The 22,128-nt window shown below is 45.0% G+C and carries 22 protein-coding genes, 2 tRNA genes and 1 pseudogene; 10 read left to right on the forward strand and 15 right to left on the reverse strand.

All coding sequences use genetic code 11. From position 1 onward, the window contains the following. Positions 1–75: 75 nt before the first annotated feature. Positions 76–816 carry a LytTR family DNA-binding domain-containing protein gene (locus FTU45_RS12750; protein ID WP_005095238.1) on the reverse strand — a complete coding sequence of 247 codons (741 nt, stop codon included), beginning with the start codon at positions 814–816 and terminating at the stop codon, positions 76–78. Positions 817–885: 69 nt separating this feature from the next. Beyond that, positions 886–2,040: a sensor histidine kinase gene (locus FTU45_RS12755; protein ID WP_180076503.1), complete on the reverse strand. Its 1,155-nt coding sequence runs from the start codon at positions 2,038–2,040 to the stop codon at positions 886–888. Here FTU45_RS12755 and argH point away from each other — a divergent pair. Beyond that, positions 2,031–3,461, forward strand: coding sequence for an argininosuccinate lyase (gene argH / locus FTU45_RS12760; RefSeq protein ID WP_180076504.1), 1,431 nt, complete (start codon positions 2,031–2,033; stop codon positions 3,459–3,461). The two genes, FTU45_RS12755 and argH, sit on opposite strands and share 10 nt — an antisense overlap. Before the next feature lie 29 nt (positions 3,462–3,490). After that, complete coding sequence (locus FTU45_RS12765; protein WP_005095230.1) at positions 3,491–3,760, forward strand: oxidative damage protection protein; 270 nt, start codon at positions 3,491–3,493, stop codon at positions 3,758–3,760. A 346-nt stretch (positions 3,761–4,106) separates the two neighbouring features. On the opposite strand, the gene FTU45_RS12770 is transcribed toward FTU45_RS12765, so the two are convergent. From FTU45_RS12770 to uvrC, 4 genes are all read right to left on the reverse strand, one after another. Further along, complete coding sequence (locus FTU45_RS12770; protein ID WP_180076505.1) at positions 4,107–4,382, reverse strand: hypothetical protein; 276 nt, start codon at positions 4,380–4,382, stop codon at positions 4,107–4,109. Positions 4,383–4,424: 42 nt separating this feature from the next. Next, positions 4,425–5,012: a CDP-diacylglycerol--glycerol-3-phosphate 3-phosphatidyltransferase gene (gene pgsA, locus FTU45_RS12775; RefSeq protein WP_005095228.1), complete on the reverse strand. Its 588-nt coding sequence runs from the start codon at positions 5,010–5,012 to the stop codon at positions 4,425–4,427. Between the two features lie 107 nt (positions 5,013–5,119). Further along, positions 5,120–5,914 carry a thioesterase family protein gene (locus FTU45_RS12780; RefSeq protein WP_100329465.1) on the reverse strand — a complete coding sequence of 265 codons (795 nt, stop codon included), beginning with the start codon at positions 5,912–5,914 and terminating at the stop codon, positions 5,120–5,122. Between the two features lie 115 nt (positions 5,915–6,029). Further along, positions 6,030–7,829: an excinuclease ABC subunit UvrC gene (uvrC, locus tag FTU45_RS12785; protein WP_180076506.1), complete on the reverse strand. Its 1,800-nt coding sequence runs from the start codon at positions 7,827–7,829 to the stop codon at positions 6,030–6,032. Between the two features lie 224 nt (positions 7,830–8,053). On the opposite strand from uvrC, the gene FTU45_RS12790 reads away from it, so the two are divergent. Then, positions 8,054–9,115, forward strand: a complete 1,062-nt coding sequence (locus tag FTU45_RS12790; protein WP_180076516.1) for an AAA family ATPase — start codon at positions 8,054–8,056, stop codon at positions 9,113–9,115. A gap of 1 nt (position 9,116) precedes the next feature. Here the strand turns inward: FTU45_RS12790 and FTU45_RS12795 are convergent, their stop codons facing one another. Next, entirely contained in the window at positions 9,117–9,545 is a 429-nt protein-coding gene (locus tag FTU45_RS12795; RefSeq protein WP_034609149.1) for a PH domain-containing protein, read from the reverse strand. A gap of 583 nt (positions 9,546–10,128) precedes the next feature. Between FTU45_RS12795 and fadB the strand changes: the two genes are divergently transcribed. The 4 genes and pseudogenes from fadB (at position 10,129) to FTU45_RS12815 (ending at position 14,698) form a co-directional block, all read left to right on the forward strand. Beyond that, the gene (gene fadB / locus FTU45_RS12800; RefSeq protein ID WP_180076507.1) at positions 10,129–12,279 is read left to right on the forward strand and encodes a fatty acid oxidation complex subunit alpha FadB; all 2,151 of its coding nucleotides are present in this window, start codon (positions 10,129–10,131) and stop codon (positions 12,277–12,279) included. Between the two features lie 12 nt (positions 12,280–12,291). Then, complete coding sequence (gene fadA, locus FTU45_RS12805; RefSeq protein ID WP_180076508.1) at positions 12,292–13,464, forward strand: acetyl-CoA C-acyltransferase FadA; 1,173 nt, start codon at positions 12,292–12,294, stop codon at positions 13,462–13,464. A 58-nt stretch (positions 13,465–13,522) separates the two neighbouring features. After that, positions 13,523–14,122 (forward strand): annotated as a pseudogene (locus FTU45_RS15590) (ImmA/IrrE family metallo-endopeptidase); the annotation flags it as partial. Between the two features lie 150 nt (positions 14,123–14,272). After that, positions 14,273–14,698, forward strand: a complete 426-nt coding sequence (locus FTU45_RS12815) for a hypothetical protein (RefSeq protein WP_180076509.1) — start codon at positions 14,273–14,275, stop codon at positions 14,696–14,698. A gap of 96 nt (positions 14,699–14,794) precedes the next feature. Here FTU45_RS12815 and tehB read toward each other — a convergent pair whose 3' ends face one another. The 8 genes from tehB to FTU45_RS12855 form a co-directional block, all read right to left on the reverse strand. Next, positions 14,795–15,661 (reverse strand): SAM-dependent methyltransferase TehB, encoded by an 867-nt coding sequence (tehB, locus tag FTU45_RS12820; RefSeq protein ID WP_180076510.1) that lies wholly within the window; start codon positions 15,659–15,661, stop codon positions 14,795–14,797. A gap of 213 nt (positions 15,662–15,874) precedes the next feature. After that, positions 15,875–16,147: a hypothetical protein gene (locus FTU45_RS12825; protein ID WP_005095207.1), complete on the reverse strand. Its 273-nt coding sequence runs from the start codon at positions 16,145–16,147 to the stop codon at positions 15,875–15,877. A 110-nt stretch (positions 16,148–16,257) separates the two neighbouring features. Continuing rightward, complete coding sequence (locus tag FTU45_RS12830) at positions 16,258–17,007, reverse strand: hypothetical protein (protein ID WP_180039569.1); 750 nt, start codon at positions 17,005–17,007, stop codon at positions 16,258–16,260. Positions 17,008–17,179: 172 nt separating this feature from the next. Then, a complete protein-coding gene (locus tag FTU45_RS12835; protein WP_180076511.1) occupies positions 17,180–17,683 on the reverse strand; it encodes a hypothetical protein in 504 nt (167 codons plus the stop codon). 237 nt (positions 17,684–17,920) lie between these two features. After that, positions 17,921–18,433, reverse strand: coding sequence for a hypothetical protein (locus tag FTU45_RS12840; RefSeq protein WP_257224041.1), 513 nt, complete (start codon positions 18,431–18,433; stop codon positions 17,921–17,923). A 283-nt stretch (positions 18,434–18,716) separates the two neighbouring features. Next, positions 18,717–18,792: transfer RNA gene (locus FTU45_RS12845), tRNA-Phe, on the reverse strand. 136 nt (positions 18,793–18,928) lie between these two features. Continuing rightward, positions 18,929–19,004, reverse strand: a tRNA-Phe gene (locus tag FTU45_RS12850). 201 nt (positions 19,005–19,205) lie between these two features. After that, positions 19,206–19,583: a GNAT family N-acetyltransferase gene (locus tag FTU45_RS12855; protein ID WP_005095200.1), complete on the reverse strand. Its 378-nt coding sequence runs from the start codon at positions 19,581–19,583 to the stop codon at positions 19,206–19,208. Between the two features lie 96 nt (positions 19,584–19,679). Here FTU45_RS12855 and hisB point away from each other — a divergent pair, with 96 nt between their 5' ends. The 3 genes from hisB to FTU45_RS12870 all read left to right on the forward strand — a co-directional run bounded on the left by hisB (position 19,680) and on the right by FTU45_RS12870 (position 21,912). After that, positions 19,680–20,273: an imidazoleglycerol-phosphate dehydratase HisB gene (gene hisB, locus FTU45_RS12860; protein ID WP_180076513.1), complete on the forward strand. Its 594-nt coding sequence runs from the start codon at positions 19,680–19,682 to the stop codon at positions 20,271–20,273. After that, positions 20,273–20,890: an imidazole glycerol phosphate synthase subunit HisH gene (hisH, locus tag FTU45_RS12865; protein WP_100354903.1), complete on the forward strand. Its 618-nt coding sequence runs from the start codon at positions 20,273–20,275 to the stop codon at positions 20,888–20,890. The genes hisB and hisH overlap by 1 nt, the downstream gene beginning before the upstream one ends. A 359-nt stretch (positions 20,891–21,249) precedes the next feature. Then, entirely contained in the window at positions 21,250–21,912 is a 663-nt protein-coding gene (locus tag FTU45_RS12870) for a 3'-5' exonuclease (protein ID WP_074383908.1), read from the forward strand. The last annotated feature ends 216 nt before the right edge of the window (positions 21,913–22,128 follow it).

Below are 22,128 nucleotides of genomic sequence, written 5' to 3' on the forward strand. Positions count from 1 at the left end.
CTAAACTTAACCTGCTCACTTTAAAATGCAAGTGAATTTATACAAGTTTCAACTGAATGCTCTCATTGATTCCTGCTATAGCTTTTGAATCCGATCCCTTAAAAATGGCAAATGTCGCCGACTGACCGCTAAACGGTCGTCCAGCTCACGACAACGCACCTGATACTGACCTGAACTGACCACTTCCAGACCATCCAGATAATTCACCGAGATCAAGGCATTACGATGAATCCGGATAAACTGGTTCCCAAACTCCTGCTCTAGCTCCTTTAAGGTTTCATCAATCAGTACACTGCCGTTTTTATGACGTACAGTGACATATTTCTGATCCGCCAGAAAATAATAGATATTTTCAACTGGCACCAATTCGACACCACGATAGGTCTTTGCCGCAATCTGCTGGCGGCTGATATTGATTTCGTCCATATTTTCTTTTTGTTTTAGTTGGCTCATCTGAGCTTGGGTAAGTTTAGTTAAGTGCTCCAAAACCTGTGCCAATTCCTGTTGCATCACGGGTTTAAGCAAGTAGCCTTCGGCATTTGATTTAAATGCATCCAGCGCATGTTGGTCATAGGCCGTACAAAAGATAATTGCCGGCATCGGGTCCAGCTGACGCAAATACTGCGCACAAGCAAGGCCATTCATTTCAGGCATTTGAATATCTAATAGTATGACATCGGGTTCGTATTGGTGAGCCAGATCAATCGCTTGACGACCATGACTTGCAGTCGCCACCACATCATGCCCCAGCTGAGAGACTAAACGTGATAATCGCTCGACAGCCAAAGGCTCATCATCACAAATCAGGATGTCCATTGCTCCTCCTTACCCAGTTAACATGATCAAATACATGATAAAGCTAACTGCGATTTCTTTGATTTATTTTTATTTATATTGATATCGCACTACCGTCGTAAACATCCCTTCGCCGGCAAAGGTTTGAAAGGTCATACTGGGTCCGTAATAAGCTTGCAGACGCTGTCTGACATTTTCTATTGCAATACCATGCCCCTTTTTTAAAGTTTTATTATCCTGCGTATAAGGGTTAGTAATAATGATATTAATTTGATTTTGCAATATTTCAACCAATATGCTTATCGTACTCTTTGTGAGAATTTTTTCAACTCCATGGAAAATACTATTTTCTAACAAGGGTTGTAAAGTTAATAATGGGATTTGTACTTGTGAGTATAAGTCTTTGTTTTCTAACTTCCATTCGATTTGCAGGCGTTCACCCAAACGGATCTGCTCAATCTCCAGATAGCGCTGGCACAGATCAATTTCCTCTTGCAGACTGACCAGTTTCAACTCCTGAAAACTGGCACGAAATAAGCGGGACAGATTCAGCAGCATATGTTCGGCTTTATCCGGATCGATGCTGATCAGGCTAATCACACTGTTCATACTATTGAACAGAAAATGCGGTTGAATCCGCGCTTGCATGGCCTGAATCCGGGCATTCAGTTCACTATGCTGCTGCTGTTCCCATTGTTCACGCAAATACAGGTAGCGAAAACAAAACATACCGAGCAAAACACCCAAACTGAGATGTAACCCAACCTGATCCAGGGCAATTGCCAGGTTTAAGCCCTGAAAATTAAAATTCATTCCAAAATGTATCACAACATTCAGATTGATGGTTGTCAGCACCACAATGGCCTGTAGTAGCAAAAAACCGGAAATGAGCGCCAGCTTAATCCCCATATGCTGAAAGGCCTGATGGAATAATTCCACCAGTGCTGCAAAACATAACAGTACCCAGTTGATATACAGCATATATTGCAGCAGATGCATCGCATTTAAAGCTTGCCACGACTGTGCTTCTGCGAGCGCTAGAATCATGGCCAGAATATTGCCGCCGACAAACAGTTCCATCAAATAGCGAAGATTGCCAATCTGGCTAAAAAAATAGGAACTTTGTGTTTGCTCGTTTATCGATGCGAAAGATTGAGCAGATGTGACTTCGGCAATGGGCTTTGAATTTGTTATACTCTTTTTCGTTCTACTGCTTTTAATCTGATTGAGCCGACATGACCACATCTTCTAATTCCTCTAATCCATCACAAGCCCAGACTTCGGGTATGTGGGGTGGTCGTTTCTCTGAAGCGACTGATGCTTTTGTTGCTGAATTTACAGCATCTGTTCAATTTGACCAACGTTTTTATAAACAGGATATTGCAGGCTCGATTGCCCATGCAACCATGCTGGCCAAAGTAGGCGTACTGACGGCACAGGAACGCGATGACATCATCGAAGGTCTGACTGCCATTCAAGCCGATATTGAAGCAGGTAAGTTCGAATGGCGCATTGACCTAGAAGATGTGCACATGAACATTGAGTCGCGCCTGACTCAGCGTATTGGCATCACAGGCAAGAAATTACACACTGGCCGTAGCCGTAATGATCAGGTCGCAACTGACATTCGTCTTTATGTACGTGATGAAATTGATGCGATTTTAAAATTACTCGAAAAATTACAAAAAGGTATTTTAAGCCTAGCGGCTAAAAACACCGATACCATCATGCCGGGCTTCACCCATTTACAAACCGCTCAGCCGGTGACTTTTGGTCACCACTTAATGGCCTGGTTTGAAATGCTGGTACGCGACTCTGAGCGTCTGATTGATTGCCGTAAACGTGTCAACCGTATGCCACTGGGTTCTGCTGCACTTGCAGGAACCACCTATCCGATCGAGCGTGCTTACACCGCTGAGCTGTTAGGTTTTGAAGCCGTTGCTGAAAACTCTTTAGACGCAGTATCGGATCGTGACTTTGCAATTGAATTTAATGCTGCTGCCTCGTTAATTATGATGCACTTGTCTCGTATGTCTGAAGAACTGATTCTATGGACTTCAGCGCAGTTCAAATTCGTGAATATTCCGGATCGTTTCTGTACGGGCTCTTCAATCATGCCACAGAAGAAAAACCCGGATGTGCCTGAACTGGTACGTGGTAAAACCGGCCGTGTCTATGGCGACCTGATGAGTCTGCTGACCCTGATGAAAGGCCAGCCGCTGGCGTACAACAAAGACAATCAGGAAGACAAAGAACCCTTGTTTGATGCGATCGATACGGTACGTGGTTCATTGATGGCATTTGCCGACATGATTCCTGCACTGGTTCCAAACATTGCTGAAATGCGCGAAGCAGCGCTACGTGGTTTCTCTACTGCGACTGATCTGGCAGATTACTTGGTGAAAAATGGCGTTGCATTCCGTGATGCGCACGAAATTGTCGGCAAAGCTGTAGCACTGGGTGTTGCAGAGTCGAAAGATTTGTCTGAGCTGACACTTGAACAACTTCAACAGTTCTCTGAACTGATTCAGGCCGATGTATTTGAAAAAGCGTTAACACTTGAAGCATCTGTGAATGCACGTAACCATATTGGTGGAACTGCACCTGCGCAAGTCGAAGCTGCTATTGCCCGGGCTTATACTCGCTTAGAAAATCTTTACGCTTAACTTTTTTAGCTTAAATTCGGAGTATTGATATGTCTCGACAAGTATTTTGCCGTAAGTATCAACAAGAAATGGAAGGCCTGGACTTTGCACCCTTCCCAGGCCCCAAGGGTCAGGAACTGTTTGACCATGTGTCTAAACAGGCTTGGCAGGAATGGCTCAAACACCAGACTACGCTGATTAATGAAAAGCGTTTAAACGTATTTGAACCGGACGCGAAAAAGTTTCTAGAAGAACAACGTGAAAAGTTCTTTAGCAATGACGAAACTTTGGAAAAAGCTGAAGGGCTGAAGCCTGAGTAATTTTTAAAGCGTTACTTTAAAAATTATGCAAGACAAGCGCTGAAAGCGCGCTTAGGCTTAAATTAAAAAAGAATCTCCATTATTGGGGATTCTTTTTTTATGTATTGCTCTAAACATTACTCAAGACCAGCGAAGCGGGTAGTTTTGAATGTGAAGAGCTCCCAATGCAGGAACTTTTCACATTAAAGCCCTGCCTTTCTTTTTTACACAAAACAAGAATGAAGTCCGCGTAGGCATAAATCTATCCCCTATCTCAGGGGATTTTTTGACTAATTCTAGCAAATCTTACTAACTCACACTTAGAGCACAAAAACAGATTTTTACTTATTCTATTTCGTTTATCTAGTCAGCCACTATCCTGCTGAAAAACATTCAGATTTGTATCAAAATAATAGATTGTAAAAGCAATATACAGAGTAATCACAAAACACAACATTCTGCTACAAGAAGCCACATGATTAAAAAAAACTGTCTCTCTATAATGATCCCTAAGAAGATGAGATATCTTTGAATAACTATAATAATAAGCAACAAATACCCCGATTTCATCCCAGTTCTTCCCCCAAAGGCTGGGTATTTTTTTGCCTGCAATTTGCCGATTGGCTTGATAATTTAAGCGCATAAAAAAAGCCCCCTTTCAAGGAGCTTCTCTTTTTAATTTTGCTTAAGGCTGTTTCAAATAGGGCCAAGCCGCTTTCAGATAAATAAACATCGACCATAAAGTCAGGATGACTGCTGTGTACAACAAGGCATAGGCCAGCATTTCCAGTGGTGGCCAGTTCAGCAAAAACACGGTAATCGCAATCATCTGAAAAGCCGTTTTGTACTTACCCACGGTTGATACTGCAACATTGGTTCGTGCACCCAGTTCTGCCATCCATTCACGTAATGCTGAAACAGTAATTTCACGTGAAATAATCACAATCGCAGCAAAAGCCATCGACATTGAAGGTTGCCATTGCACCAATACAATCAGCGCAGCTGCGACCATCAATTTATCTGCGACCGGATCGAGAAAACGGCCAAAAGCAGAGGTCTGGTTTAAAGTTCGAGCCAGATAGCCATCAAACCAGTCCGTCACTGCAGCCACTACAAAAATCGTGGTCAAAATAATATGCCGTGTCATGTCGGAATGGTTAGCTTCAAAGCCCATTGCAGGCGGCCAGTAAGCCACCAATAAAAATACCGGAATAAGAGCGATACGCGCCAAGGTCAAGATATTTGGAATATTCAGGATACGACCTGTAGTCATAGACACCGCCAATTGTTCCCCTCATGTACGATGAAAATGCACACTTTTTTAGAGGTTTGATCCATCATTAATAGGCTTCACTTTATACGAATTGGCTGTCAGTGTCACTAGGCAAACACCGTCACTGTTTGTCTTGCCATCGCAATCAGGCGATTTTCTGCATCCCAGAGATAGGCATGCTCGGTTGCATAACCATCCGTAGCATGATCCGTAAATACTTTATATTTAAACCAATCATGCAGTTGATGCTGAAGCGGATGCACATAAGTCACGCTCCAGGTCAGACTACTCGCGGGTGCCATACTTTTAAACATCGGCAGTACACCAGGTGGCCAGATGTCGAAAATTGCCATCAGGTCAGCGATCAGGAATTCACGATTGCTATGCTTTTCAGGATGAAAACGGCACCAGCCGCCAAAGTCCGGACGTGAGCTGGCACTACAAGGCAGATTGACGTCCGCCCAGGCGATTTCAAAATGGTCATAACATTCTGGCAGGCCATAACCAGCAGGAATCTGCAACAACTGCTCTGGTGCAGCATAGTCAGGTGCCTGTTCTTCTTGCTGCACCTGAATTTCCGAGTCACGCGAGATACCAAAACTGGCAATCAGAATACTTTGTACTACCTCGTCTTGCCATAGACGCACTTCGATGGTGGTGACCGACTTACCTTCCCGCAAAATTTCAGCACTTAGTCGCACTTTCGCCTGTTGGATCGGCCCAACAAAGGTGACGCTGCAACTGAGCAGATGTTTGGCCGGATCATTGATCTGAATAACCGCTTTTTGCATCATCATTGCTGCAGCCAGACCACCATACAGGGTGCGCCCCTGTAACCATCCTGATGGAAATTCCACCCATTCCTGTTCGGAAATTTGTGCATAAAGCGCCTGCAAAGACATGTTGATCCCTCAGTGAGTCTTGATCCTCAGTATATTGAGTCAAGCTTGCTCTGCTGTGAATGATCAATGACCCGTGCGTCAATGTGCTCTTTTGCCCTTGCATTGGGCTTGATAATTATTCATGCAGCACTTTATAGATCATCCGTGCCATGACTGAACCCAATCCCGGCACCAGTTGCAGATCTCTTTCTGAGGCTTTCAGTACGCCCTGAATCCCGCCAAAATGGGTCAACAGGTCACGACGGCGTTTTGGCCCAAGGCCCGGAATGACTTCTAGTACCGATGAACCGCGTTTTTTATCGCGTTTGGCGCGGTGCTTGGTAATCGCAAAGCGATGCGCTTCATCCCGCACCTGCTGAATCAAATGGAGTGCCTTATGATCTTCTGGCAACTGAATCTTGCGACCATCGGTAAAGTGCAGGGTTTCCAGACCGGGTTTACGCCCCTCGCCTTTGGACACACCGACCATAAAGGCCTCCAGCCCCAGTTCCTGCATCACTTCCATCGCCATATGCAGTTGCCCCTTGCCGCCATCAATCAGGAGTAAATCTGGCAGCATGGCTTTTTTATAACGACGGGTCAAAGCCTGACGCATGGCGGCATAGTCATCGCCCGCCTGAATGTCATGGATGGAAAACTGACGATAATCACGTTTACGTACCCCACCACTATCAAATACCACACAAGACGCGATAGTGTCTTCACCCATGGTATGCGAAATATCAAAACATTCGATCCGGTCCACCGGGCGGCCGACCACCTGTTCCAGCTGATGGAAACGGTCATTCAGCTCAAAATGATTGGCCAGCTTGCCCTGAATCGCATGCTGTACATTCATTTGTGCCAGTTCCAGCCATTCCGCGCGGGTTTCTCGTACCTTGGACTTGATCTGGATTTTCTTGTCAAAATGCTGCGACAGGGCAGCTTCCAGTTCCTTGCGATCGGCCACTTCGACATTGACAATCAGCTCGGCCGGAATTTCATCCGCCACCTGAAAATAGAAATTGGCAATAAAATCGGCCAGCATCTGCCCCAGATCATCACTAAGCATATCCGGAAAATAGCTTTTTCCGCCAAGCATTTTACCGTTGCGCACATGCATGATCTGCACACAGGTCACCCCGGCCTGATAAGCAATCGACAAAATATCGGCTTCGCCTTTGAGCTTATAAATCGCCTGCTGTGACTGCACATCTCTTAACAGTGCCATCCGATCGCGATAGAACACGGCTTTTTCAAATTCCAGAGCTTCGGCTGCCGCTTCCATTTTTGCGATCAGTTCCTGATTCAGCTCCTTGGTATCGCCCTGCAAAAAGCGAATCGAATTATCCACATCTGCTTTGTAGTCATCCGGAGAGATAAATCCGACACAGGGCGCCGAACAGCGCTTGATCTGGTATTGCAGACAAGGACGGGTTCGGTTGGCAAAAAAGCTGTTTTCACAGGAACGCACATTAAACAGTTTTTGCAGCACCACCAAGGTATCCCGGGCGGTATAGGCACTCGGATAAGGCCCAAAAAACTTGCCGACCTGATGCTTGCCCTTGCCGCGCCCACTGGCCAGTCGTGGATAAGGTTTATCTGCGGAAACAAAGATATAGACATAAGATTTATCATCGCGCAGCATGATGTTATACGGCGGATGATGCAGCTTGATCAGGTTCTGTTCCAGCAACAAGGCTTCGGTTTCAGAGCGCACCACCAAGGTCTGAATATCATAAATCCGCGCCACCAAGGCCTGGGTTTTGGGATGATCCAGCGTTTTGACAAAATAGCTGGAGACCCGGTTTTTTAGATTTTTGGCTTTACCCACATACAATAGTTCGCCGTCTTTGCCATACATCCTGTAGACCCCGGGCAAGCTGGTCATATTGGCCAGAATTTTCTCGATATGAGGACGTGCGTTTTCGTTCACCTAAAGCCTATTTTTTACATGCAATCTGCAGATATATGTGATGATTATTCGGTTATTTTCAAGCGAAAACACAAAATTCCCCTCAACTTGACACCCAATTTAAAACTATAGCTCAGCCATCTTTGCAATCTATAGCTTTCTCCGCATGATCTGATTGCTAAAAGCTCTAAATTTCAACCTTTAACTTTGCTATGCTCGAAGGGTCTAGTTTTGAGATGATTCGCATGACCATGCAGCAATCGGGCATCCATATTGTTCAACCATCCAGCTCCACCCATCACCCCTCTGAGCGTGATCGCCGGATTGGCAAACCGCGTTTTCATTTCGAGCCGAATCACGTGATGCAATTGCTGCGTGAACGGATGATTGGACAGGATGCCGCACTGAATGAAATTGAAAAAATGCTGCATGTGGTCAAGGCCGATTTCTCCAGTCCGGAGCGTCCACTCTCGGTCACCTTGATGCTCGGCCCAACCGGCGTCGGTAAAACTGAAACCGTGCGTCTGATTGCCGAAGCGATTTATGGTCATCCGGATGCTTTCTGCCGGATTGACATGAACACTCTGGCACAGGAACATTATGCCGCGGCACTCACCGGTGCGCCGCCAGGTTATGTCGGTTCTAAAGAAGGTCATAGCCTGTTTGATGAAACGGCGATTGCCGGCAGTCATACCCGTCCCGGCATTATGTTGTTTGATGAACTGGAAAAAGCCAGTAACGAAGTGATTCGTGGTTTGATGAATGTGCTGGATACTGGCAGATTGACCCTGACAGCTGGAACCAAAACTATTGATTTTCGTAACTGCATGATCTTTATGACCAGTAATGTCGGCGCACAGGCAGCACAGCAATATCTGGAAAAACTCAGCTACCTGCCACAGCAAATGCAGGCGCTGTGCCTGAAACATGTACCCACCCAGCGCATTATTGAAAAAGTCATGCAGCGTAAATTCGATCCTGAATTTCTAAACCGGATTGACCGCAGCCTGCATTATCAGGCGGTACAGCATGATGCCCTGCCGCGTCTGGTCGAAATTGAACTGGATAAACTGAACAAGCGCTTGCAACATCAGCAACGCAGCGTGCATTTAAGCGCTGCAGCCAAAGCCTATTTTTATCAAGGGCATGATATTCGTTACGGCGCCCGGCATTTGGGCCGCAAGCTGCGTACCGAACTGGAACCGGTTCTGGCGCTGTATTTTTTAAGCCAGCCCGAGCAGTTCAGTCTGCATCTGGACTGTGTCGATGGACAATTTGTGGTTCTGCCTGAGCAAGCAAAAGCTTAAATCATGCAGACTCAATATCCGGTTTATTTGCTTGAATCGCTTGTCTAAAAGTGGTCGGATCTTTAGGTGAAACCAATACAAATTTCTGCACGCCGTCTTCCCTATAGTCAATCCGCAGACGCTTTAAGGACAAGGCCGGTGCAATAATGGAATGATCCGTCGGCTGAATGGACTGGATGGCGCTCAACGGAATCTGCCAGCTCAACCACAGGCTTTTAATGCTCAACACCCCATTTTCCAGCACATAGCGCGTACTCCACAGCGGCCACCACAGAATAATAATGGTCAGAATGTAGATGGCAGTGTGCAGTGGATATTGCTGCAGGGTGCCTTTGGCCTGCATGGTCAGCAGCAGTTGCAGTAACAGGCCACTCATACAGATCAGAAAAGCGACCAGCCACCAGTCTTTTTTGGAACGAAATACCTGCATCGAGATCCCCATATCTATGTGCCTAATCATCATAAACAATTCTGTGCCAGATGACAGAGGTCATATCCAACAGAAGCACTGTTATTTCAGGCCTAGCATCAACATAGGCATGCTGGGGCTGAAATCCTCAGAAAACCCTCGACTAAAACAATCAACTGCAGTTTTATTGCGGCTGATCCGAAAATATCTATACATGCCTGCACGCCCTGTACTGAGCGAGATTCAGCCCTGATTTCCCTTGTTCCACAGGCCGATAATTGACTGAATTGACCAAATAGCGGTAAAGCCTGCCCTTGAATATTGTCCACCCTGCTCCATATCAATCAGGCTAATCGATAAAAAATAATGAATTGAAACAGAATCTTTAGTTCAGGCTGTGGTCAAAAACGGCAACAAAAATACAGCGCAGATGGAATCGATTCGGCAAAAATTGATGACCCTTGCGTCACGGCTTGATACAACTTGTTATGTTCTTTTTGGATATAGTTATCGTAAGATTAGCGAAGTCTAAAAGTGCGCGGGATATGCGCATTTGCTTCACAACATCAACTTAGAAGTCCTCCAAAATAAAGGAGATCAGGGCATGATCCACGCTGGCAATGCCATTACCGTCCAAATGCTAGAGGACGGGATTGCAGAATTCCGCTTTGACTTACAAGGTGAGTCTGTTAACAAATTCAACCGTGCAACGATTGAAGATTTCAAGGCTGCTATTGAAGCCGTCTCCCATGCCGATATTCAAGGTCTGATTGTCACTTCAGGCAAATCTACATTTATTGTCGGTGCCGATATCACAGAATTCGGCGATAACTTTGCTCAGGGTGAACAAGCGATTGTTGACTGGGCGATGCCGGTACATGAAATTTTCAACAGCTTCGAAGATCTCGACATTCCTAAAGTGGCGGCCATTAATGGTATGGCACTGGGTGGTGGTTTTGAAATGTGTCTGGTGTGTGACTACCGTGTCATGTCAGAACAGGCGCAAGTCGGTCTGCCTGAAATCAAGCTGGGCATTTTCCCGGGCTTCGGTGGTACAGTGCGTTTAAGCCGTCTGATCGGTATCGACAATGCTGTAGAATGGATGGCCATGGCCAACCCGAAAAAGCCTGCTGCTGCACTAAAAGACGGTGCTGTAGATGCGGTGGTTGCTGCTGAAAAACTTAAAGATGCTGCACTTGATCTGGTCAAACAGGCGATTCATGGCCGTTTAGACTGGAGAACCAAGCGTCAGGAAAAACTGGATCCGGTTAAACTCAGCCCGATCGAACAGATGATGGCGTTTAATTCATCGAAAGGCATGGTTCTGGCCAAAGCCAATCCTGCTCAATATCCTGCACCAAAATTATTGCTTGATTCATTACAAGCCGGCGCTAGCCTGCATCGTGATGATGCGTTGAAAGCTGAAGCTGAAGGCTTTGCCAAAGCTGCGGTAACACCTCAGGCAGGTGCCCTGATCGGTTTGTTCCTGAACGATCAGGTGGTGAAAAAAACCTCCAAGAAATATGAAAAAGGTGCACATCCGGTGAACCAGGCGGCGGTACTTGGCGCTGGGATCATGGGTGGCGGTATTGCTTACCAGGCGGCAAGCAAAGGCACACCAATCATCATGAAAGATATTGGTAATCCGCAACTGGCTTTGGGCATGAAAGAAGCCAATGGCTTGTTGACCAAACAGGTTGAACGCAAGAAGATGAAGCCTGCGCAAATGGGTGAAACGCTTGCACGTATCCGTCCAACGCTAAGCTATGACGAATTCACAGAAGTCGACATCGTGATTGAAGCAGTCACGGAAAACCCGAAAGTCAAAGCTGCTGTACTTGCTGATACTGAAAAATCAGTACGTGAGAACACCATCATTGCTTCAAATACGTCTACGATTTCGATCACGCGTCTGGCTGAAAGCCTGCAACGTCCTGAGAACTTCGTGGGGATGCACTTCTTTAACCCGGTACATATGATGCCTTTGGTTGAAGTGATCCGTGGCGCGAAGACCTCTGACGAAGCCATTGCAACGACTGTGGTACTTGCTCAGAAAATGGGTAAAACACCAATCGTGGTGAATGACTGCCCGGGCTTCCTGGTCAACCGCGTATTGTTCCCTTACTTCGGTGCATTTGACCTATTGCTTAAAGATGGCGCTGATTTCCAGCAAATCGATAAAGTGATGGAAAAATTCGGCTGGCCGATGGGCCCTGCTTACCTGATGGACGTTGTCGGTATTGATACTGGCGTGCATGGTGCAGAAGTGATGGCTGAAGGCTTCCCGGATCGTATGAAACCGGACTTCAAAGGTTCGATTCAAACCATGTATGAAAACAAACGTCTGGGGCAAAAGAACGACGTGGGTTTCTACAAGTATGAACTTGACCGTAAAGGCAAAAAAGCCAAAGTGGTTGATCCAACTGCATATGAGCTTGTGGCCTCTGTTGCAACTGTGGAAAAACGTGAATTTGACGCTCAGGAAATCATTGACCGTATGATGCTGGCTTTCTGTAACGAAACGGTTCGTTGCCTGGAAGACAACATTGTCGCGACTGCTTCTGAAGCAGATATGGCAATGATCATGGGTGTCGGTTTCCCTCCATTCCGTGGTGGTCCATGCCGTTACATCGATCAAACCGGTGTAGCTGAGTATGTTGCGCTTTGCAATAAGTATGCGCACCTTGGTAAAGCTTATGAAGCGCCAGAAATGTTGCGTGAAATGGCTGCTAACAACAAAAAATTCTACGGTTAAGGAGCAACGTGAATGGCTACTTTAAATCCACGTGACGTTGTCATCGTCGATGGCGTACGTTCAGCAATGGGTAAAACCAAAAACGGTATGTTCCGCAATGTACGTGCGGACAGCCTGTCTGCTGAACTTGTCCGTGCCCTGATGGTACGTAACGAATTCGACCCGAATGAAGTTGAAGACGTGATCTGGGGCTGTGTCAACCAGACTCTGGAACAAGGGATGAACATTGCCCGTAATATCGCATTACTGGCAGACTTGCCGAAAACTGTGGCTGGTCAAACCGTGAACCGTTTGTGTGGTTCGTCTATGCAGGCGATTCATACTGCGGCTGCGCAAATTGCCACCAATCAGGGTGATATCTTCATCATTGGTGGTGTCGAGCACATGGGTCACGTTGGCATGATGCACGGTATCGACCTGAACCCGGAAGCGTCTAAGCATTATGCCAAAGCGTCCAACATGATGGGCTTGACTGCGGAAATGCTGGGTCGCATAAATGGCATTAGCCGTGAGGAACAGGATGCCTTTGGTGTGGAATCACATCGTCGTGCCTGGGCTGCGACTGAAAATGGTCTGTTCCAGAACGAGATTGTGGGCATTGAAGGTCACAACGCTGATGGTTATAAAGTTCTATGTGATATCGATGAAGTGATCCGTCCGGATGCCAACATCGAATCATTCCGTGCTTTACGTCCAGTGTTCGATCCGAAAGGCGGTACAGTGACTGCGGCAACCTCTTCAGCCTTGTCTGATGGTGCTTCTGCAATGTTGCTCATGTCTTATGAGCGTGCACAAGCCTTAGGTCTTAAGCCACGTGCTGTAATTCGCTCTATGGCGGTTGCAGGTTGTGATGCTGCGATCATGGGTTATGGCCCGGTTCCGGCAACGCAAAAAGCCTTGAAACGTGCTGGCCTTGCGATTTCTGATATTCAGACTTTTGAATTGAACGAAGCCTTTGCTGCACAAGGTCTGTCTGTTCTTAAGGGCTTAGGCATTTATGACAAGCAAGACATCGTGAACCATAACGGTGGTGCGATTGCGTTGGGTCACCCACTCGGTTGTTCTGGTGCGCGTATTACCACGTCTCTGCTTAACGTGATGGAACAGCAAGATACGCAAATTGGTCTTGCGACCATGTGTATTGGTTTGGGTCAAGGTATTGCGACCATTATCGAACGTGTTTAATTCTTAAATACCGAGATAAAAAGAAACCCCGCTTAGTGCGGGGTTTTTTATACAAAAAAAAGAAATTGATGCCCTTTCTTTTTTTGATGATGAATCAGGCTCACCGTTTATTTTTTTGAATGATACAAAATCTGCCGAACGGGTAAGATTCGATTGTGCGCATGAATTAGGCCACACCGTTATGCACACACATAATAAATATGTCCGCAATGAAGTAGACAATCGTATTTTAGAAACTGAAGCAGATAAGTTTGCTTCAGAATTTTTAATGCCTACTGAAGGTTTTTTAAGTACAGTTCCTTCTTATTTAACGATTGAAAATATGATCGACTATAAGAAAGTATGACGAACATCTTTAAAGGCTATAAATTATAAATCGCATAAATTGCAACGTATAACAGATTGGTTTTATCGAAGTAACTCTATGAAAATTAATACCTTAGGTTATCATATTAATGAGCCTAACGAAACTCACCGTGATGAAAGCGTAATGCTTCCTAAATTAATTTTAACATTAGCTTCAGATCCAAAATTTAGTAAGCAGAAAATGCTCGATGAAATTCGTATATCTGAAAAAGACTTTAATGAACTAACATTTGATTCTTTAATTAAATATGAAGAATCTAAACCTCGACCAAAACTTTATGTCATTAGTTAAAGCTCTTCGGAGCTTTTTTATTTAAACTAGAATGTTATCCCTTTGTAAAATTGGTTTATTTTTCCACCATTAAAATCTTAATTATGAATCGCTTAAATTTTATCTGTGTATGATCAAGCCTCTTTTTTCCTACTTCCTTAAGGGGTTTATATGAACATGCTTAAAACAATGCTTGCGACTGCAATCGTAGCAACTTCTGCATCTGCAATGGCAACTGAAGCTCAAGTAGCACCTGCTGCTACAACCACTACAGTTCAAACTGTTGCTACAGAAGCGGTTGCGCCTGTGCAAGCAAAAGTTGAAGCTGCTCAAGCCACTGCTACAGATGCAAAACAAGCAACTGAAGCGAAAGTTGAAACAGTAAAAGCTGAAACAACTGCTCAAGTAGAAACTGCACAAGCAACCGCAGAACAACAAGTTGAAGCTGCAAAAACAGAAGTAGCAGAAGCAAAAGACGCAACTGTTGAAACTGCTGCTGAAGTAAAAGACGCGGCTGCTGAGAAAGCCGAAGCTGCTCAAGCAGACGTAAAAGCTGAGAAAAAAGGCTGGTTCTCTTGGTTTAAAAAAGCGGCTTAAGCTTTTTAAAAGCATAAAAAAGATGTCATTACGACATCTTTTTTTGTTTTGAACACTCTCATTTTAATTCAAGAGTTTAACAGCAGCTTAAAGCACTTATTCGACCTTTTGCGCTAACATGGTCGCAAAATGCTGTTTAATCCGTTGGCCCTGCGCATCCACCCGATGCAGCTCACCAATATCTTCATTGTATTTCACAATCTTCCAGTCCTCATAATAAGCCCGTAACTCGCCCGGCTTAAAGCTAAATGGAAAATCGGGCTGTACCGGAATCTCTGGCGTATCCATCGCACAAACAATCAGGTTATAACCACCCGGCACGGTGGCCTGCTGCATCTGCGCAATCAAGGGTGCAATGGTTTTCGCCTCGAGGAACATCATCACCACGGTGCAGCAAATGAAGTCATACTGGCCTGTAATGCTGGTATCTGTGTTGAGATCACGGCGCTGGATCTGCACGTGATCAATGTGCTCCGTCTGCACAATCTGTCTTAAGGTCTGCAAACTGTTTTCATTGACATCCCAGGCATCGACATTAAAACCATTCTGACTTAAATACAGCGCATTACGTCCTGTACCGCAACCGACATCCAGCGCACGGCCACCCTTTAAATAGGGCATGGCAGCCAGTACTTCAGAATGGGTAGGATTCAACTGATATTTTTTGATGAAGTAATCTTCAGGCCGGCAATAAAAACGCAGCTGGCATTCGACATCCTCACTGGCAGAAACAATCTTGTGCCAAGCCTCAGGTTCAATAAATGGCGGTTGCTGTTCTGGTGTAAATACATGTTCAGATTGCACCGCACCGGATGCTTCCAGCATGGCAAAACGCAGCTCACCTTTAAGTAACGTCAGTTTGGCCCAAGTCCCTGCTTTGGTATTGTGCTGATTCTTGAAGCCCTGAGGAATACTCTTTTCTGTCCAGACCGGAAGTTGCTTATAACAAATCAGTTCTTGCATCAATATCGCCCTCCATCTCATGCATGCGCCGCCTGTCATGCTTATAGCGACGGTTTTATTCATTTCAGCATAGCTGGTTCAGGCCGGAATTGGAATCAGCGCTTATTTACGCTGTGCCAATACAGCAGCAAGATGCAGACCAAATCTGGAAAATAAAAAAGCTGCCTCGATCGACAGCTTGAGTTTAGCCAGAGAATGAATAGGGTGACTGGATTAATGCAATAGTTCTGATTGTAGCCAGCGCATATAATTTTCCTGATCCATAAAATCCGGCGCGCCTTCCAGATCCAGACTGAAATATTGCTGATTAAACTGAATCACAATCTGTTCGGTATAGTGCCAGTCCTCGATCAGCTTGAAATATTGATTCAAGAAAAATCGGCTCCTGCCCTCATTATTCAGACTTTGTAGTTTTGGACATATTTTATTTGCGACAAACTCACCGTACACCTGCTGAATATCAGCAAAAACCTGAATTGTTTGCATGACTCACCTGCTTAAATGTTATGTCGTGATCTGTGCGACACATTCAATTTAAGCACTGAGTTTGAACAGCAGATGACAGTCATGTGGCAATCCTGTGATTGCCTACAGGGTTATAACTTGTTTTCAACCGCTTTCTGGTTTGCTGTCGCAATCTGTTGCATCTGTTTATTCAGATTTAATATTTCTTTATACAGCGCATTAAACTCTTTCACTGCTTTATCTTCATAAAACATGAAAGTTTTATTTTTCTTTTGCCATTTATGCTTTTTCAATACGGCAAATAAGGCATCTGCCTTGGCCAGACTTTGTTTCTCAATCTCAAAGATCGCATGGGCATTACTTTGCTGTTGATCGGCTTGCAGGTTCGCGGTCAGCTGCTGGCGATAACGGTTTTTAATATCCAGTTGCTGTGCCTTATTGATCAGCTCGGCATCACGCTGCTGAATTTGCTGCTGATAGCTGTTCACAATTTGATGCACTTGCTTGAGCATGGCTTCGGTTTCTTTATAGTCTTGTGCCTGATCCTTGGCCAGACGGTCAATATCCAGAAAATTCTGCCAGTTGGCCGCTTTCAGGTCGCGTAGATACTGATTGCGCTCCTCGGCACTGTCCCGTAGTTGACCCAGCATAAATTCGGCCATGATGGCATAGTCCCCATCCAGACGATCATCCTCAAGCTCAAGCTGAATCGGTTTAGACCAGTCCTGCGCTTGCTGCGCAATGCTCTCGGTCTTTTCTTCAAGCACAGTTTCATATTCGAGCAAATCAGCCTGATGTTTTTTCTGGGCAGAGTTTTGATAAAACAGTCCGATAAAAATTGCCAGTGTCACAGCGGCTAAAATCATAAAAACACGCGGCATGCACATGCTCCCCTGCTGCAAGTTATGTATAGATTTCCTTTTTATCAATATGCTTATTTTTTAAGCATAAATCAATTCTTCTATACAAAACCTCTGCAAAGGCACGGACTGTTCCAAAAGGAAATCAGATCGAAATCCTGTTTTAAACTCACGCTGTATCGTTTGACTTTATCTAGCAACCATTCGCAGCACACCATTCATTCAGCAGCGTCCGGTCAATATTATTCAGGTTGAATTGTTCTCGGGCAGCCTGAACCGAAGTTGCATTACGGTTAATACCAAATGGCACCAGCATCAGATAAATACCATCACGTGGGTCAGCAGAGCGTAAACCATCCGCAATCGCCTGCACATACTGTTGCAGCCCCGGTGGCAGGCTATCCAGTCGTGCCGGATTGCTGCTAGGTAGAATGTCGAGATCACCCGCGAAATCAGCATTAACCGTGTAGTCCTGCAATTCGCGTTCAATCTTCAGCATCCGCATCTTTAACGCTTTTTTCTGGCTGGATTGTTGTTGCAGGGGAAGTATGAACTCTGTTTCTTCACGCAATTCACGGTCTGCCATCACGGTCAGTGTCGGTAAAGTGACAGATTCTGGTGCGGCATGTGCATTGACCAGATGCAGCACAGAAAACAGGCTTATTAATACAAGGAAAGTTGTGCTAAGGGGACGCATAAGGAAAACCTCCGCATCTTCATTTCAGGGGGAGATACCTTATTGTTCCTTAAACTTGTGTAAATATGATCAGCATTACTGTGAGGATTGATACACGGTCATGTCAGCCTGATCACTGGCGCATATTTCGAGCTGGTTTTAAGCGGGCGATTAGAAATTAATGCTCCTTTTACCGTAAATTTTAGCAATAAAAAATCCCCGACTGGCGGGGATGGATAGGTAGCATTGGACAGTATTTCAGGGCTGTTTCGGTAATTGTATGACAGCAGGTACATTAAGGTGATTTTCAAGCAGGTCGATATTCACCTTGTCCAGATTGATCTGGATTTTCATATTGCGATCTGGCTGCAGGCTGTTACTCCGATCAATGCCAAAATTCTCCAGAATGGTATACAGCCCTTGGGTTGGATCACTGGATTGCAGTCCCTGGGCAATGGTGAGCACGTACTGCTGTAGTGCCGGTGACAATGAATCTAAATCAGGTGCTTTTATGGGCTGGATCTCGAGGTTTGCCACCACATCAGGATTGACCATAAAATTCTCTGCATCCCGGGTACCACGAATCACCTGATGCTGTAAGGCACGCAGATTCTTTTCTTCCTGTACAAAAGGTACATAGCCGGTTTCATTACTCATTTCAGGTTCAGCCATCACGGTCAGGGTTGGTAGCATCACCACCGCTTGCTCGTCCTCGGCTTGCGCTCCGATGCTGTAAACACCGAGCATGAGTCCGAATATAGACATTTTCATGATATTCATTGGTTTGCCTTTCCCCTATTATTGATGGCCCAAATACTGCAACTGACGATGATCCAGTCTATTTTCAATATTCTTATCTACTAGATTACATTGATTAATTGGATAACTCATGCTTGCTCAGATGAATGGCAACTCATGTGAATCATCCCGGAAATAGCAGAGCACAGACTCATCGTCTGAAAGCCGAATAGTGAGGCAAAACCACTGTTTTCAGCTGAAAGACAAAATGACAGGCGAAAAAAAACCTCAAACAATGTTTGAGGTTTTTTGAATATGGTGGCGAGACCCAGGATCGAACTGGGGACACACGGATTTTCAATCCGTTGCTCTACCTACTGAGCTATCACGCCGATGCGGTGTATTAAGCCGTATCTGGCTGCATTAGTCAATCAAAATTATAAAAAAAATAATTGAATGACTGAATTTTGGTCTAAAAAAAATCCCTGATGGGATCAGGGATTGAAAACTTTAAAATGTTTTAAAATATGGTGGCGAGACCCAGGATCGAACTGGGGACACACGGATTTTCAATCCGTTGCTCTACCTACTGAGCTATCACGCCGATGTCGCGTATTAAACAGTTTCAGCTTTAAATCGTCAAGAGCGCAGAGAATAATTTTCATCAAATGTTTACTTTTCCATCAACTCGCATCAATTTGAGTCATAAATTAAACAGTTTTTACCAAAGACTTCACCAATAAAACAAATCTGCGGTCTTATTTACAAAAAAGCAGCCCGAAGGCTGCGACTGCTTGATCTATTTTTAGATTTTTTCCAGATTGGCCAGACAACGATGGATGGCACCACACCCCGGCACAAAATTCTTGACCCCTTTTTCTTCTTCCATGCGGCAGACTTCACTGACCAGCCTTTCTGCAACGCCACGCCCGCGGTTGGCCGGATGCACCACGATATTTTCCAGAATCCGGCTTTCTCCCTGTCCGGTGCACCAGATTGCCCCGATAATCTTGGTATTAAATTCTGCACTATAAACTGAGGTATACTGTGTAAGGTTTTGCTCTAGTTGTTCCATGGCATCTGCCCCATCGCTAAATTCAGGGCTAGTGTCATACAGTCGCTCAAGCTGGCTGCGCACTTCATCATTTTCTAAAGAAGTATAAGCATGTACGGTAATAGGCATTGATAAACCCTCCTGAGCAATCTAATATGCAGTGACGTCGTCACGGCGAAAATATTTTCTACATCAATCATTTTGACGTATTTGAGGAACGTGTCTATGACAGATCGTATCAGTGAAGTGGTAAGAAATACCAACGAAACCAAAATTCGAGTTCGTTTGAATCTCGACGGTACTGGTCAAGGCACCTTAAACACGGGTATTCCATTTTTAGACCATATGATTGATCAAATCAAGCGTCATGGTTTGTTTGATATTGATATTCATTGTGAAGGCGATCTGGAAATTGATGACCATCATACCGTAGAAGACTGTGGTATTACCTTGGGTCAGGCTTTTGCACAAGCGCTGGGCGATAAAAAAGGCCTGAAACGCTACGGTCACTTTTATGCACCACTCGATGAATCTTTAAGCCGTGTTGTGGTGGATCTGTCCGGTCGTCCAGGCCTGTTTATGGATATTCCATTTACCCGTGCCATGATCGGCCGTTTTGATGTGGATTTATTCTCTGAATTCTTCCAGGGCTTTGTCAATCATTCCTTGATGACGGTGCATATCGATAACCTGAAAGGCAAAAACAGCCATCACCAGATTGAAAGTACGTTCAAGGCTTTTGCCCGCGCTCTGCGTATGGCTTGTGAAATCGATCCACGTGCGGCTAACACAGTAGCTTCAACCAAAGGTACGCTGTAATGACCCGTATTGCCCTTCTTGATTATGGCATGGGAAATTTGCACTCTGCGGCAAAAGCATTAGAACATGTCGGTGCCACGGTGGATGTCACCAATGATCCAAAACTGATTGCTCAGGCAGACAAGATTGTCTTTCCGGGTGTAGGCGCCATGCGTGACTGCATGCAAGGCATGCACGAAGCCGGCATTGATGAAGTGGTCCGTAACGCGGTATTTAACAAGCCGGTACTGGCCATTTGTGTCGGTATGCAGGCCTTGATGCAGCATTCTGAAGAAAACGGCGGCACAGATGCGCTGGGTATTTTTGCAGGTGCGGTGAAGCATTTCCCGGAAATGGCCGGTCTAAAAGTGCCACATATGGGCTGGAATCAGGTACATCAGGCCAATCCAGACCATCCGATGTGGAACAATATTGAACAGGATGCGCGGTTCTACTTTGTACATAGCTACTATGTCGAGCCACAAGATTCAGAGCTGGTGGCTGCCAGCTGTACCTATGGCATCGAGTTCTGTACCGCGATTCATCAAGAAAACCTGTTCGCGACCCAGTTCCATCCGGAAAAGAGCCATACCGCAGGTTTGCAATTACTGAAAAACTTTGTGGACTGGAAAATCTGATTTTCCTTTCACTTAAAAAGCTCGCAGATTGCGGGCTTTTTTATTCGTTCAGCTTAATCTACCGCCAGAATCATGACTATTTCTTAGTCACTAGAATTATTATTCTGCTTAGTCAAGCCCTTATATTTAAACAATAATTAAAGCATATGGGAATAAAATAATGTATCAATACTCTCACACTCGTGAATCAGCCTTAAGCCCAAATGGATGTTTTGACCGCCTGTCTTATCTGGCTGGAACATGCTGATGGCCTTGTCGCTCCTGATCCTCATTCCGCTGGTCAATCTAGGCTTTATTTTTGCTTAAACGTCGAAAAGTAATTAAGCTGAGTGCCCAAGCCCAGTGAACTATTGATAATTATGGAAGCGCTCCAGCCGACAATACTGCCGAGCAAAGAACAGATTCAGGCCTTTCCTGTATTTCAAAATCTTCCCATGCAGCAGATTCAACTTATTCATAGTCTGGAACAATGTCTGGCTGTTGAACAGGAGCTGAAAAGCTGCGCACTATTTGGCTTTGATTCTGAATCTAAACCGACCTTTAAAGTCGGTGAAATCTCTACCGGGCCACATCTGATTCAGCTGGCCACTCTAGACAAAGCCTATTTATTTCAAATGAACCCGGCCATCTGGGCTTTTCTTGCACCAATTTTTGCCAATCGTGATCAGATCAAGGTTGGTTTTGGCCTGAAAAATGATGCGCATCTGTTTCGTAAACGAGGCATAGAACTGAATAGCGTGATTGAGCTGTCGAAATGCTTTGGTCATTTTGGTCTAAAAAATCCGGTCGGACTGAAAAATGCCATCGCCCTGTTATTTGGATTAAATTTTCCTAAATCGAAACGGATTAGCACTTCCAATTGGGCCAGCAAAAACTTAAGTGCAGCCCAGATTGACTATGCAGCTGCAGATGCCTATGCGCCAGTGTTGGTATTTGAAGAATTGCTGCGCCGAAATCTACTCCCCAAAGAGATTCCGAATACATCACTGAAATTACGTCTACGCCCTTCGTCAAGGCTTTAATGTCTTCAGCACACTGCAACAATGTAACTTTGTGTAAATCAGATTCTGCCCCAAAAGTTGGCAATATTAAGACTGCTTAAATACCCATTCCAAGTGTATTTAGCAACTTTCAGCGTCTCTTTAACTTGGAACTTAACTTCAGATAGAATCATGCCCAATCTTGAGGCATAAAATCTCAAAAAGCACCATAAAATTCAAATTAATTTACTGATTTTA

Origin of the sequence: Acinetobacter sp. YH12106 (genome assembly GCF_013418995.1) — a bacterium.
Lineage (GTDB): Bacteria > Pseudomonadota > Gammaproteobacteria > Pseudomonadales > Moraxellaceae > Acinetobacter > Acinetobacter pseudolwoffii.